The organism is Arthrobacter sp. HMWF013, from assembly GCF_003061105.1.
In the GTDB taxonomy this organism is placed as follows: Bacteria; Actinomycetota; Actinomycetes; order Actinomycetales; family Micrococcaceae; genus Arthrobacter.
Genome location: NZ_QAIQ01000356.1, coordinates 2,878 through 16,072 on the forward strand (window position 1 = coordinate 2,878; position 13,195 = coordinate 16,072).

A 13,195-nucleotide genomic window follows, 5' to 3' on the forward strand; every position below is an offset into this window, starting at 1 on the left:
CCGGGTGCGGGACAACGGCGGAACGGTGGTTGCCACGGGCGGCTGTTTCGATCTGCTCCATGCCGGGCACGTCAGATCGCTCACCGCTGCCCGGGAATTGGGGGATTGCCTGGTCGTCTGCCTGAACTCCGATGCGTCGGTGCGGCGGCTGAAGGGCGAACAGCGCCCCATCATGAACCAGCACGACAGGGCTGAACTGCTCCTGGCGCTCGAATCCGTGGACGCGGTCCTGGTTTTTGACGAGGACACCCCGGAAGCCGCCCTGGACCGCCTCCGGCCCGATATCTGGGTCAAGGGCGGGGACTACAAGGGGGCCCGGCTGCCTGAAGCCGAGCTGGTGGAGAGCTGGGGCGGGCGCTGCGTTACCGTGCCGTACCAGCCGGCCCGCTCCACCACGGTCCTCGCAGATGCCCTCGGGAAAGTCAGCTAGGCCCGGAAGCAACAACCTGATGAACCTGCCGTCCATATGAAAGGAACACCATGACCACCGATCCAGCAGTGAGCACTGACCCATCCCCGGGACCCGGACCGTCCTGGCCCGAACCGGCCGGACCCGGCCGCGTCCTCGTCACGGGAGGGGCGTCCGGCCTGGGTGCCGCCGTCGTCGACGCAGTGCTGAGGGCGGGCGGGACGCCCGTGGTCCTGGACCGCGACATCAGCAGCGTCTCCGGCGTCAAAGCCTTCGAGGTGGACGTTGCGGACCGGGTGGCGGTGGAGCAGGCAGTCCGGGAGGCCGCGGAGTCGTTGGGCGGCCTTGATGCAGTTGTCACGGCGGCAGGAATCGACCGGTGCGGCAAGCTGGCGGACGTTGCCGCCGGGGAGTGGGAGAAGGTGATCGCCGTCAACCTGTTCGGCACCGTCTCGGTGGTCCGGGCCGCACTGCCATTTCTGAAAGGCTCCCACGGCAGGGTGGTGACCGTCGCGTCCACGCTGGGCAAGCGGGCGGTGGCCGATGCGACAGCCTATTGCGCCTCTAAATTCGGTGTGGTCGGCTTCAGCCACGCCTTGGCGGCTGAGACCGGCGGGGAGATCGGTGTGACCACCATGATCCCCGGCGGCATGAAGACCCGTTTCTTTGACGACAGGACCGAACAGTACAAACCCCAGGACGATTCCCGGCTCAACGATCCGGGCAACGTGGCCCAGGCGATCCTGTTTGTGCTGTCCCAGCCGACGGGCTGCGAAGTGCGGGAGATGCTGATCTGCCACGAGGAGGAGGGCTCCTGGCCGTGACCCGCTACTGTGCCAGCAGGCTCCGGACGTCTGCGGCGACCCCGTCCGAGCCGATTCCCTCCATCAGGGAATCGTTGTGCGGGCAGCGCGGAGCGGTCCAGCCCACCTGCGTCACGTCGGCGCCGCACGCCGGACAACGCGTCACCCAGGACAGGTGGATCCGGTGCCTGCCCCGTCCGAGGGGGCCTGAGGTCAGCGCGTTTCCGGCCCAGTAAATCCCCACGGTTGGTGTTCCCAGAGCCTGCGCCAGGTGACGGGGACCGCTGTCGTTGGCCAGGACGGCATCAGCCCGGGCGAGCAGGGCCGCCAGTTCGCCCAGTTCCAGCCGGCCGGCAACGTTGATGACAGGCCCGGCACCGTTCCCGGTGGAGTGCCCGACGGCGGCACTCACCACGGCTTCCGCCAGCCCCTTTTCGCCGGCGTCACCGATCACCAGCACCCGGCCGCCGTCGTCGGCCACTGCCCGGGCGACGGCTCCGAAAGCTTCGGCCGGCCAGCGGCGGCGGGGGTCGCTGGCGCCGGGATGGATGACCAGCAGGGGGGTGTCCCCGGGCGGCAGCTCGGTGCACAGCGCCGCAGGCAGTTGCGCCACGAAGCGGGCCCGCGGGTTCAGCCTGGCCTCCAGCAGCACTGGCGCCGCGCCGGCGAGGCCCGCCACCTCCAGGGCGCGCGACGGTTCGTGCTGGTAATAGGTGTAAGGCAGCGTCCGTTCCAGCGGCACCGCATCCGGGGTGGCGGATCCCACTGTGTGCCGGGCCCCCAGCCGCAGCAGGAACGGGTTGGAATAGCGTCCGCCGCCGTGGAGCTGCACCGCGAGATCGAAGTGCCGTTCGTGCGTGGTGTTGAAAAACCGTTCGACGGCGGCCGGTTCCTCCTGGCCCGGACGCACCCCTTCGGCGAACGGCAGGACCATGACGTCGTCCAGTGCACTGAGGGTGCCGGACACCAGGGCGTCCTGAAGGGGCGTCCCCAGCAACGTCACCGTGGAGCCCGGATAGGCCGCTTTCAGCGCGGAGACGGCGGGAAGGGCAAACATCAGGTCGCCGAGTCCGCCACCGCGCAACAGGGCGATCCGGGTGATGTCCCGGAATTTGTCCAGCAGCGGGCCGACGCCCGGGCCGGCGGCGGGTCCGGGGCCAGCGGCTGGTCTTTCAGCGGGTCCGTTGCCGGGATCTTCCATTGGACCGTTTCCTTCCGTGCGCTTGCTGCCACCCTACGGACGGACGGACGGCGTGGCTACCTCCGTGTAAACGCCGCCACCCGGGGTAAGGGACAGCAAGGAGAAGTGCCCCAGGGAGGAGTTCCATGGATACGAAGGCCATGCCCATTGCCGCTCAGACCGCATCCAACCACGCCGGGATCATTGTCCGGGATCCGCGGACAGGCGAGGTCCTGTGGTCCGTCCCCGAGCCGGAACCGGCGGACGTGGCGCATGCAGTAAAGGTTGCCCGGGAGGCGGCCGGCGGATGGGCGGCGAGACCTGCCGCCGAGCGGGGCGCCGGGCTCCACGCCGCAGCCCGGGCAATGAAGGCTGCCGCGGCTGAACTGGCGGGCCTGAACGCCAGCGAGACCGGGCGCCCGGTGGAGGAAGCCCTGGCCGGGATCGATGCCGGGGTGTCCACACTGGTGCAGTATGCAGAGCTGGGCCCGGTGCACCGCGGGCACAGCCTGAACGGCAACCGGTTCGCCTCCGACTACACCGTGGCCGAACCCCGCGGAGTGGCCGTGCTGCTGACGCCATGGAATGATCCTGTGGCTGTTGCGTGCGGCCTGATCGGCGCGGCTCTGGTCACCGGCAATACGGTGGTCCACAAACCGAGCGAACGTTGCCCGCGGCTTGGCGAGGCACTGGGCGAGGTGCTGGCGCCGGCCTTCCCGCCAGGTGTGCTCACCACGCTCTCCGGCGGGGCGGGTGTGGGGAAGCTCCTCACCCAGGCAGGGGTGGACGTCATTGCCCATGTGGGGTCCAGCGAGGCCGGGGCACGGATCGCCGAGGCCGGTCTGCTCGGCGGCGCGCACGTGGTCCGCGAAAACGGCGGGAACGACCCGCTGCTGGTGGACCGGGACGTGGACCCCCTCTGGGCGGCGGAGCAGGCGGCCATTGGAGCGTTCAGCAACAGCGGCCAGATCTGCACCTCGGTGGAGCGGATCTACGTCCACGCGGACATTGCCCGCCCATTCTGCGCTGCGCTGGAAGCCGAGGCCGCGCTCCGCAACAGCAACGGAACCTTGGCCCCGCTGGTGGACACCCGGATGCGGGACGCGGTTCATGCGCACGTGGCGCAGGCCCGGGAACTCGGGGCACACGCGGTGGAAGGCGGCTCCGTCCCCGAAGGGCCCGGTGCCTTCTACCCGGCCACCGTGCTGCTGGAATGCACGGACCGCATGCAGGTAATGACAGAGGAGACGTTCGGGCCGGTGGCACCGGTGCAGGTGGTGGCGAGCTTTGAGGAAGGGCTTCGCCAGGCTGCCGGCGGCAGGTACGGCCTGGCCGCCACCGTGCTCACCGGAAACATAGCGCACGCCCAGCAGGCCATCGCCGCCCTTCCGGTGGGGACAGTAAAAATCAATGAGGTGTTCGGCGGCGCCCCCGGAGGTTCGGCGCAGCCCCGCGGCGTGAGCGGCCACGGCTTCGGGTACGGGCCCGAACTGTTGGACGAATTCTCCCGTGTGAAGGTGGTCCATCTTGCCGCTCCGCCGCAGCAGTCCGCGGCAGGTGCGCCATGACCCCGCGGGACCAGGCCGGACAGGAAAACCTCTCCAGCCAGCGTGCCCTGTCCGGCTGGCTTCCCAGGCGTCTGGCTGCCGAACGCACTGCCATTCTGGTCATCGGCGACGTGATGCTCGACGGCTGGTGGAGCGGAACCATCGAACGGCTCTGCCGGGAGGCACCCGCACCGGTGGTTGACATCACCTCCCGGGAATCCGCTCCGGGAGGCGCCGCCAACACAGCGATGAACCTCGCAGCCCTCGGTGCGAGGGTGTCCGTGGCCGGGATTATCGGCAACGACGACGCCGGGGCGGCCCTGCGCCGGAAACTTGAGGATGCCGGAATCGACGTCAGCCATTTGCATAGCCATCCGGCCATGGTCACCACCACCAAAATCCGCATCAGCAGCGGTGGCCAGGTGATGCTCCGCATCGATGACTCTGCCAGCACGGTTCCGGCCGAGGCGCTGGCCGCGCTCGCAGCGTCAGTTGCCGCCGCCGTCGAACATCAGGACGCGGTGATGGTGTGCGACTACGGCACCGGCGTGCTGGCTAATCCGGTTCAGGCTGCCATTCTAACAGCGCTCGCGGCCGGGGACACCGCGCCGGAACCAACAACGGCACGCCCGCTGACGGTGATTGACGCCCATGATCCCCGGCCCTGGGCGGTGCTCCGGCCGGACCTGGTGACCCCCAACGCCCAGGAAGCGGCACGTTTACTGGACCTGCGCCTTCCCGGCGGGGCCGGCAGGATCGACGTGGTGACCAGGCACCGGGAGGCGCTCCTGGAGTCCACGGGAGCGCGGGCAGTTGTGGTCACGCTGGACCGGGACGGGACGGTGCTCTTTTCGTCGGATGGCAGCACCCACCGGACCTGGGCTCGCCCTGCGGCGGAAAAGCAGGCGTCCGGCGCCGGCGATACGTTTGTTGCGGCCCTTACCCTTGCCAGGTCGGTGGGTCTGCCGCTGACTGCCAGCCTGGATCTGGCCCAGGCAGCCGCGGACGTGGTGGTCCACCAGCCGGGCACGTCAGTGTGCAGCACAGCCCAGCTCAGCAGGCACCTGGAGAGCTTTGCCGATACCGCCCTGCCGGCGGACGAACTTGCCCGGCAGGTGCAGGCGCACCGGGCCCAGGGGCAGCGGATCGTGCTGACCAACGGCTGCTTCGACGTCCTCCACAGCGGCCACACCCGCTACCTCACGCAGGCCAAACAGCTCGGCGACATCCTGGTGGTGGCGCTGAACAGCGATGACTCCGTCCGCCGGCTCAAAGGCCCCGGCCGGCCCATCAACACTGAGGCTGATCGCGCAGCCGTGATCGCCGCACTCAGCTGTGTGGACTACGTAACAGTTTTTGACACCCCCACGGCCAGTCCGCTGATCCGCCGGCTCCAGCCCGAGGTCTATGCCAAAGGCGGGGACTACACCCCGGAAATGCTGGCGGAAACGGACGTGGTGGAAGAATACGGCGGGCGGGTGGCCATCCTGGACTACGTCGCGGAACGGTCCACCTCCGCCGTGGTGCAGCGCATCCAGGCCGGCAAGGGTGCCGTGCAGGCAGACTAGGCTGCTACACCATGGCCCGTCCTCTAGGGTTGAACCATGACTGAAGCGGCACACGGATAATGGCTAAACGCGGCAAGTCAGGCGGCCGGAACAGCCAGCGTCCGGCGGCGGGCGTCATCGACGTGCCAAAGGGAACCCGGCCGGACGGCCCCGTTGAGGGCGTCTACTACATAGATACCGGCGACTGTGAGCTGATCGCGGACCAGGACAATTCCAATGGCTGGCTCCTGAAAATCAACGGTGTGATGAGCTCCCACATCGACCTCGCGGACCCGCTGTTCCTGGACTTTGAATACATGCGCTGGATGGCGGCGCTGATCGAGGCCCGCTGGCCGCTGCAGCCCAAGGGCGGCCAGTCCAAGGCAACGGATTCCCACAAGCTGCGCGGCCTGCACCTGGGCGGGGGCGCCTGTTCCCTGGCCCGCTACTTCCATTCCGCCTACCCCGACGCACGCCAGGTGGTGGTGGAACTTGACGGCAAGCTCGCGGAGTACGTCCGCGGCTGGTTCGACCTCCCCAAGGCACCCCTGCTGCGGCTCCGGGTGGGCGAAGCACGCGCTGTCACCGAGACGCTGACGGAGGATAGCCGGGACTTCATCATCCGCGACGTTTTTGCCGGATCCCTGACGCCGCGTCCGCTCACCACGGCGGAGTTCAACGGCCACATCAGGCGGGTCCTGGCGCCCGGCGGGATCTACGTGGTGAACTCAGGCGACGCCCCCGATCTGAAGAACGCCCGCGAGGACGCGGCCACCATCGCGGCCACCTTTGAGCACACGCTCATCATCGCCGATCCCGCCATGCTTAAGGGGCGCCGTTACGGGAACATGGTGATGGCCGGGAGCGACAGCCCGCTCGACGGCGACCCGCAGCTTGCCCGGCGGCTCCTGGGCGGTGCCGTGCCGGCGCACATCTGGAGCGACGCCCAGGTCCGCGCCTTTGCCGCAGGCTCGCCCGTGCGCCACGACCCCGCACCACCCCCGCTGGTTAATCCGTAGGGGCCCGTTCAGGACGGGGTTTTGCCCGCCCCAGCAGTGCTTCCCGATGCGCCAGGGTCTGGTCCCTGAGTGCCTGTACTACCGCTGCCACGGCCGGGCGCCGCATTGAGTCGGGCCGGAGCACCATCCAATAGGGCAGAAGTTCGGCAAATTCATCCGGCAGCAGGCGGACCAGGTCCTGGTGCAGATCACCCATGAAACAGGGCAGGAAACCGATGCCTGCTCCGGCACGGGTGGCCTCCACATGGACAAACACGTTGGTGGAGGTGAGTCCGTCCCGCATGGCCGGCACCAGGCGGCGCGGAGCGTCGAGATCGTCAACCTGCAGCATGGAATCCACAAAGTACACCAGGGGGTGCTCCGTCAGTTCCGCCACGCTGGCGGGCGTTCCGTTCTCCGCCAGGTAGGCGCGGGAGGCGTACATCCCCAGCATGTATTCGCCCAGCCGTACGGCCTCGGCGCGGTGGACCTGCGGCTCACCCACCACTACTTCAATGTCCAGCCCCGAGCGCTGCTGCAGCGCGCGCCGGGTCATGGTGACCACCTCGACGCTGAGGCCGGGGTGGTCCCTGCGCAGCCGGGCCACGGCAGGGGCGGCGATGTAGGCGCTGAAACCGTCAGTCGCCGTCATGCGGACGGCGCCGGTGATCGGGTCCGGTACCTGGCCGGCCGGTCCCAGCGCACTGACTGCCGCTTCCACCTGCTCGGCAACCCGGACCGCTTCGGTTCCAAGTTCCGTAAGCTCCCAGCCGCCCGCGGCCCGGGCGAGGACGCGGCCGCCCAGTACTTTCTCCAGCGCGGCGATCCGGCGTGAAACAGTGGTGTGGTTCAGCCCCAGGGCCTGCGCCGCCGTCGTAAATCTTGCTGACCTGGACACCTCAAGGAGCACCAGCAGGTCATCAGGGTTAGCCTTCATGTCTGCAATTATGCACATGGCTCCTGCTGGATTGGCCATTGAATGCCCAACTTTGTGCAGGGATACTCAGTGGAGCCATTAGTGCTGTGGATCACAGCGCGTGTCAAAGTGGACACTAAGGAGAAACTCAATGAGCGTAGAGCAGCGCTCGGCAGATAATGCCGCCGGACCCGCATCCAAGGGATCCGGACTTAAGAAGATCGTGGCCGCCTCAATGGTGGGCACGGTAGTGGAATGGTACGAATTCTTCCTCTACGCCACTGCGGCAACCCTTGTCTTTGGCAAGTACTTCTTCCCCGCCACCGGCAACGAGCTGGACGGCATCATCCAGGCCTTCATCACCTACGCCGTGGGCTTCGTGGCCCGCCCGCTCGGTGGCATCGTCTTTGGCCAGATCGGCGACAAGCTGGGCCGCAAACCCACGCTTCAGCTCACCATCATCATCATCGGCGTGTCCACGTTCCTGATGGGCTGCCTCCCGGGCTTCGCCGACATCGGCTACCTTGCGCCGGCACTCCTGGTGTTCCTCCGCTTCATCCAGGGCTTCGCCCTCGGTGGCGAATGGGGCGGCGCCGTCCTTCTGGTCGCCGAGCACAGCCCCAACAAGTCCCGCGGATTCTGGTCCAGCTGGCCCCAGTCCGCCGTTCCCGTGGGCAACCTGCTGGCCACCCTGGTCCTGTACATCATGTCCTCCACCCTCAGCCCGGAAGCATTCCTCAGCTGGGGCTGGCGTGTGGCGTTCTGGCTCTCAGCCGTGATCGTGTTCGTTGGCTACTACATCCGCACCCACGTCACCGAAGCCCCCATCTTCCTCGAGGCCAAGGCCCTGGTGGAGAAGGAACAGGCCGTCAGCTACGGCGTCTTCGAAGTGGTGAAAAAGTACCCCAAGGGAATCCTGCAGGCCATGGGGCTGCGTTTCGCGGAGAACATCATGTACTACCTGGTGGTCAGCTTCGCGATTGTCTACCTCAAGAGCGTCCACAAGTACGACACGTCCTCGCTGCTTCTGGCGCTCCTGATCGCCCACGTCATCCACTTCCTGGTCATCCCGCAGGTGGGACGGCTCGTGGACAGCTGGGGGCGGAAGCCGGTTTACCTGATCGGTGCCATCACCGGCGCCACCTGGCCGTTCTTCGCCTTCCCGATGTTCGACACCAAGAACGCGTTTGTGATCGTCCTCGCCGTGACGATCGGCCTGTGCCTCCACGCGTTTATGTACGCCGGGCAGCCTGCCATCATGGCTGAGCTCTTCCCCACCCGGATGCGCTACGCCGGTGTGTCCCTGGGTTCGCAGGTCACCTCGATCTTCGCCGGTTCGCTGGCGCCGCTCCTGGCCACCCAGTGGCTCAAGGACACCGGGTCCTGGCTTCCCACGGCCATCTACCTGGTAGTGGCGTGTGCCATCACCACGGTGGCAGTGTTGAGCCTTAAGGAGACGAAAGGCATCGCCCTGGAAGAAGTGGACAGGGCCGACGCCGAACGCGAGGGGCTGCTCACGGCAAGCTCACGCTGAGCTCTTGAACCGCTGACGCCTGAAGAATGAGGGACACGATGGGAACGGGATCTGCTATGGAAAACACACTGAACGGCCGCAAGGCCCTCGTGACCGGCGGTGCCAGCGGGATCGGCGCAGCGTGTGTCCGCGAGCTCGCCGCGCGTGGGGCGAAGGTGGTGGTTGCCGACGTCGACGCTGCCGGCGCCTCAGCCCTCGCGGACGAGGTGGGCGGCACCGCCTGGGCCGTTGACCTGCTGGACGTGGACAAGCTCGCTACCCTGAGCCTGGACTGCGACATCCTGGTGAACAACGCCGGAATCCAGCGCATCAGCCCTATCGAGGATTTTGATCCGGTGGAGTTCCGCCGGATTATCACCCTCATGCTGGAAGCGCCGTTCCTGCTTATCCGGGCAGCCCTTCCGCACATGTATGCCGGCGGATTCGGCCGCATCATCAACCTGTCCTCGGTGCACGGGATCCGTGCCTCCCCGTTCAAAAGCGCGTACGTATCCGCCAAGCACGGCCTGGAAGGGCTGAGCAAGGTGACGGCGCTGGAGGGCGGGGAGCGCGGGGTGACGTCCAACTGCATCAACCCCGGCTATGTCCGCACCCCCCTGGTGGAGTCGCAGATCGCCGACCAGGCCAAGGTCCATGGGATCCCGGAATCCGAGGTCCTCGCCAAGGTCATGCTCACCGAAGCCGCCATCAAACGGTTGGTTGAGCCGGAGGAAGTGGCCTCCCTGGTGGCCTGGCTGGCATCCGATCACGCAGGCATGGTCACCGGAGCCAGCTACACCATGGACGGCGGCTGGTCCGCCCGCTAAGGCACCTAATCCTGCCGCTTGAGCAGGCGGTGGTCGACATAGTAAATTCCCGCCGCGGTCCCGACTCCAACACTCGGACCGCGGCGGGATACCACTATCCCTTCGCGCCGGCCGTTGAACGGATCCTCTGCCACCACCGCATCGCCCACCCGGTAAGGGCTCCTCGGAGCCAGCGTTCTTCGGACCCAGCCGCTGATGCGGGCCATGGCCCGGGCGATGAGGGCCGACAGGCTAAGCGGCTGGCCCATACTGGCCAGGTCCTGGACGTGCGTTTTCACCATTGAAACCACTCCTTGGAGCAGCACCTGGCCGCTCGCTGCGGTGCGGTTGCCGGAACGCTCCCAGCAGAGGATGGTCCTCCTATTCACGGCTGGCACCTTAGGAATACGTTATGCGCTATTCACACCAGTCACACCAGTAACATGTACTCGTTTTTTATCTGGCCACCACTTGGAAGCATTCCCGTCAGCCCTCCCCGAACAGAGTTGCCGCTGAGCGCTGGCCGTTGATAATGTCGTCGGCATTCTTGTAAGCCCACGTGACCAGCGGGACCAGCAGTGCGGTCAGTTCATAGCCGCGCCCAGTCAGGCTGTAGTCCACCCGCGGCGGTATGACCGGTTGGGCGTTCCGGAGCACCAGGCCATCCTTTTCAAGGGTTTTCAGGGTCTGCGCGAGCATCTTCTCGCTGATGCCTTCTGCGCGGCGCCGAAGTTCGCTCCACCGCTGCTCGCCCTCAGAGAGTGACAACAGGACCAGCACGCCCCACTTGGAGGTGATGTGGTCCAGCACCGTGCGGCTGGGGCACCCTGCGGGGAACACGCCGTCGGCAAAGTCCACCGGCAGTGGAGCCGGCAGGAGACTTACTTCAAGGTTGCTGTTCGCCATGCCTTTAGCTTACCGAAAGATGTGTACCTAACCTATGGGTTAGTACCTTACTTTAAAGTGCGTACTCTCCCTGAGGAAGTTATTTGCCAGGTTCCTCGTTGTGCAGGGTGACCCCCTTTAGAGATGGTGAAAGGAACCACCCATGAGCATCGTTATTACCGGAGCAACCGGACAGCTTGGCCGCCACGTCGTCGAGGCACTGCTGGAGCGCAAGCTTCCGGCAGCGGAAATTGTGGCCGCAGGCCGCTCCATCGCGAAGCTTTCGGATTTCGCAGCACGCGGCGTGCAGGTCAGGGCCATGGACTACACGGACGCCGAGTCCGTGGCGAAGGCCCTTGAAGGCGCCACCAAAGTCCTCCTGATCTCCGGCAGCGAGGTAGGCCAGCGGGTTGAGCAGCACCGCACCGTCATTGAGGCCGCGAAGGCCCAGGGCGTCGGGCTCATTGCCTACACCAGCATTGCCAACGCCGATACCACCGGCATGAAACTGGCTGCCGAACACCAGGCAACCGAGGCCATCCTCAAGGACTCCGGAATCCCGTTCGCGATCCTCCGCAATGGTTGGTACCTCGAGAACTACACCGAGCAGCTTCCTGGAACGCTGGCGCAGGGCGCCCTCGCCGGCAGCGCCGGAGAAGGCAAGGTCAGCGCCGCGTCCCGCGTGGACTATGCCGAGGCTGCCGCCGCCGTGCTGGTTGCAACTGAGAACCAGGCCGGCAAGGTCTACGAGCTGGGCGGGGACCACTCGTTCACGCTGGCTGAACTTGCCCTGGAAATCAGCACTGCGTCCAACAAGACCGTGGCCTACCAGGACCTTCCGGCCGGGGACTACGCCGGGCTGCTGGCAGGCTTTGGCGTGCCGCAGGCCTTCGCCGACATCCTGGCGGACTCTGACCTCGGCATCGCGCGCGGCGACCTGCAGGTGGGTGGCTCCGATCTCCGCGACCTGATCGGCCGTCCCACCACCCCGATGCCCGCCGCAGTGCGCTCCGCCCTCGCCGCCGTCTGACGGGAACCCGGAGTAGCGGACGCGTTGCCGTAACAGGGCGGGTGCTGTGAAAAAGGCGGGTGCCGTGAAGAAGGCGGTCGGCTAGGTCCCCGCCGCCAGGCACCCTTCCCAGACGCTCTCTCACTTCCTGCAGGTTTTCACCCAACGCTCTCTCACTTCGTGCAGGTTTTGACCCAACGCTCTGGCACTTCCTGCAGGTTTTGACCCAACGCTCTCTCACTTTTCTGACCGGTTCATGAGGTGGGGGAGCGTTGGCGGTTGTCAGGACTTGCTGCCCGTCAGCGCCAGCGTTCCGCCGAGGCCGATCATCATGACTCCGCCGGCGGCGCTGAGGGTGGAGATGCGCTTCGGGGAACGGGCAAACCAGTGCCGGGCACTGCCGGCGGCCAGTGCCCAGACGCTGTCGGAGGCGAGCGCAATCAGCAGGAAAACCGCGCCCAACGACGCAAGCTGCAGCGGGATGCTGCCGGCCCGGTAGTCAACGAACTGCGGCAGCACGGCCACGAAGAAAACGATCGATTTAGGGTTCGTGGCACCCACCAGGAATCCCTCGCCCAGCATGCGCCAGGTGGACGACGGCGGCACTCGGCCGGCCGTCGTCGTCGTACGTCCGCCCCGGTGCCGGATCGCCTGAATGCCGAGATACACCAGATAGGCTGCGCCGGCGAACTTGATGATCGTGAACAGCACTATCGACTGTGCCAGTGCCACGCCGACTCCCAAGGCCACCGCGATGATCTGCGGCACCATGCCGAGGGCATTTCCTAGCACACTCAGGAGCCCGCCCTTTCGCCCGAGGGCGAGCGAACGGCCGATGACAAACAGCACGCTGGGGCCGGGAATGGCGATGAGGACCAGCGACGCCAGGGCGAACGCCAGGAGATTGGTGAGGGGAACCATGCCTGATAGTAACCTCGGCCTCCGCCAAGGGTCGATGCTGACCACCTGCGGCGCCTATCTCGCCATGGTGCTGGGCCTCGCCGGCATCTACCTGACGTTTGTGTTGTCGGCGGTTTGGGGTTAATTGCGAAAATCGTTGCCAACCGACGCGGTTTCCAGCCATGGTAAAGCCAACCGGGTCACCAACGCCATCCGTCGGCTCCGGTTCGAGCGAGTACCCGGATCATGAAGGAGACCCATCATGAAAGCTATCGTGCAGGATGTCTACGGGAATTCGGACGTGCTCAAGTTGCGGGAGATTGCCCGGCCCGCACCAGCTGAAGGCGAGGTGCTCATCCGGGTCCGCGCCGCTGGCGTCGACCAAGGAGTCTGGCACCTCATGACGGGATTGCCCTACCTCATCAGGCTCTTTGGCTACGGGCTGAGGAAGCCGAAGGTGCCGGTCCGTGGACGGGAGGTGGCCGGCGTCGTGGAAACCATTGGGGCCGGCGTGACCCGGTTCCAGCCAGGCGATGAGGTGTTCGGCACCTGTGAGGGGTCTTTTGCCGAATACGTCTGCGCGAAGGAAAAGCTGCTGGCCCGCAAGCCAGCCAATCTGAGCTTCGAAGGGGCTGCGGCCGCACCCATCTCGGCCGTTACCGCGCTGCAGGCGGTCCGGGAT

General features: G+C 66.5%; 15 protein-coding genes. 10 read left to right on the forward strand and 5 right to left on the reverse strand.

Annotation, left to right across the window (positions count from 1 at the left end):
• Together rfaE2 (DBR22_RS24530) and DBR22_RS13365 are read left to right on the forward strand one after the other, a co-directional pair.
• The coding region (gene rfaE2, locus DBR22_RS24530) for a D-glycero-beta-D-manno-heptose 1-phosphate adenylyltransferase (RefSeq protein ID WP_258229195.1) at positions 1-430 on the forward strand (430 nt) is incomplete at its 5' end.
• Positions 431-480: 50 nt separating this feature from the next.
• Entirely contained in the window at positions 481-1,233 is a 753-nt protein-coding gene (locus DBR22_RS13365) for an SDR family oxidoreductase (RefSeq protein ID WP_258229196.1), read from the forward strand.
• A 4-nt stretch (positions 1,234-1,237) separates the two neighbouring features.
• On the opposite strand, the gene DBR22_RS13370 is transcribed toward DBR22_RS13365, so the two are convergent.
• Complete coding sequence (locus DBR22_RS13370; protein ID WP_108599420.1) at positions 1,238-2,413, reverse strand: glycosyltransferase family 9 protein; 1,176 nt, start codon at positions 2,411-2,413, stop codon at positions 1,238-1,240.
• A 125-nt stretch (positions 2,414-2,538) separates the two neighbouring features.
• Here DBR22_RS13370 and DBR22_RS13375 point away from each other — a divergent pair, with 125 nt between their 5' ends.
• The 3 genes from DBR22_RS13375 to DBR22_RS13385 are packed head-to-tail and all read left to right on the forward strand — an operon-like array spanning position 2,539 to position 6,505.
• Positions 2,539-3,960, forward strand: coding sequence for an aldehyde dehydrogenase family protein (locus DBR22_RS13375; protein WP_108599421.1), 1,422 nt, complete (start codon positions 2,539-2,541; stop codon positions 3,958-3,960).
• On the forward strand, positions 3,957-5,507 hold the full coding sequence (gene rfaE2, locus DBR22_RS13380; RefSeq protein ID WP_108599422.1) for a D-glycero-beta-D-manno-heptose 1-phosphate adenylyltransferase: 1,551 nt from the start codon (positions 3,957-3,959) through the stop codon (positions 5,505-5,507). The genes DBR22_RS13375 and rfaE2 (DBR22_RS13380) overlap by 4 nt, the downstream gene beginning before the upstream one ends.
• Before the next feature lie 59 nt (positions 5,508-5,566).
• The gene (locus DBR22_RS13385) at positions 5,567-6,505 is read left to right on the forward strand and encodes a spermidine synthase (protein WP_108599423.1); all 939 of its coding nucleotides are present in this window, start codon (positions 5,567-5,569) and stop codon (positions 6,503-6,505) included.
• On the opposite strand, the gene DBR22_RS13390 is transcribed toward DBR22_RS13385, so the two are convergent.
• On the reverse strand, positions 6,495-7,421 hold the full coding sequence (locus DBR22_RS13390) for a LysR family transcriptional regulator (protein ID WP_108599424.1): 927 nt from the start codon (positions 7,419-7,421) through the stop codon (positions 6,495-6,497). The genes DBR22_RS13385 and DBR22_RS13390 overlap by 11 nt on opposite strands.
• Positions 7,422-7,551: 130 nt before the next feature.
• On the opposite strand from DBR22_RS13390, the gene DBR22_RS13395 reads away from it, so the two are divergent.
• Positions 7,552-8,934: an MFS transporter gene (locus DBR22_RS13395; RefSeq protein WP_108599425.1), complete on the forward strand. Its 1,383-nt coding sequence runs from the start codon at positions 7,552-7,554 to the stop codon at positions 8,932-8,934.
• Positions 8,935-8,990: 56 nt separating this feature from the next.
• Positions 8,991-9,740 (forward strand): 3-hydroxybutyrate dehydrogenase, encoded by a 750-nt coding sequence (locus tag DBR22_RS13400; RefSeq protein ID WP_108599426.1) that lies wholly within the window; start codon positions 8,991-8,993, stop codon positions 9,738-9,740.
• 5 nt (positions 9,741-9,745) lie between these two features.
• On the opposite strand, the gene DBR22_RS13405 is transcribed toward DBR22_RS13400, so the two are convergent.
• Entirely contained in the window at positions 9,746-10,108 is a 363-nt protein-coding gene (locus DBR22_RS13405; RefSeq protein WP_258229197.1) for a hypothetical protein, read from the reverse strand.
• Between the two features lie 97 nt (positions 10,109-10,205).
• Positions 10,206-10,625, reverse strand: a complete 420-nt coding sequence (locus DBR22_RS13410) for a winged helix-turn-helix transcriptional regulator (protein WP_108599428.1) — start codon at positions 10,623-10,625, stop codon at positions 10,206-10,208.
• 142 nt (positions 10,626-10,767) lie between these two features.
• Between DBR22_RS13410 and DBR22_RS13415 the strand changes: the two genes are divergently transcribed.
• On the forward strand, positions 10,768-11,634 hold the full coding sequence (locus DBR22_RS13415) for an SDR family oxidoreductase (protein WP_108599429.1): 867 nt from the start codon (positions 10,768-10,770) through the stop codon (positions 11,632-11,634).
• Positions 11,635-11,895: 261 nt separating this feature from the next.
• Here the strand turns inward: DBR22_RS13415 and DBR22_RS13420 are convergent, their stop codons facing one another.
• Positions 11,896-12,534: a LysE family translocator gene (locus DBR22_RS13420; RefSeq protein ID WP_108599430.1), complete on the reverse strand. Its 639-nt coding sequence runs from the start codon at positions 12,532-12,534 to the stop codon at positions 11,896-11,898.
• Here DBR22_RS13420 and DBR22_RS24535 point away from each other — a divergent pair.
• Positions 12,533-12,658: a hypothetical protein gene (locus DBR22_RS24535; protein WP_258229198.1), complete on the forward strand. Its 126-nt coding sequence runs from the start codon at positions 12,533-12,535 to the stop codon at positions 12,656-12,658. The genes DBR22_RS13420 and DBR22_RS24535 overlap by 2 nt on opposite strands.
• A 117-nt stretch (positions 12,659-12,775) precedes the next feature.
• Positions 12,776-13,195, forward strand: a 420-nt coding sequence (locus DBR22_RS13425; RefSeq protein WP_181365174.1) for an alcohol dehydrogenase catalytic domain-containing protein, incomplete at its 3' end; no start/stop codon positions are given.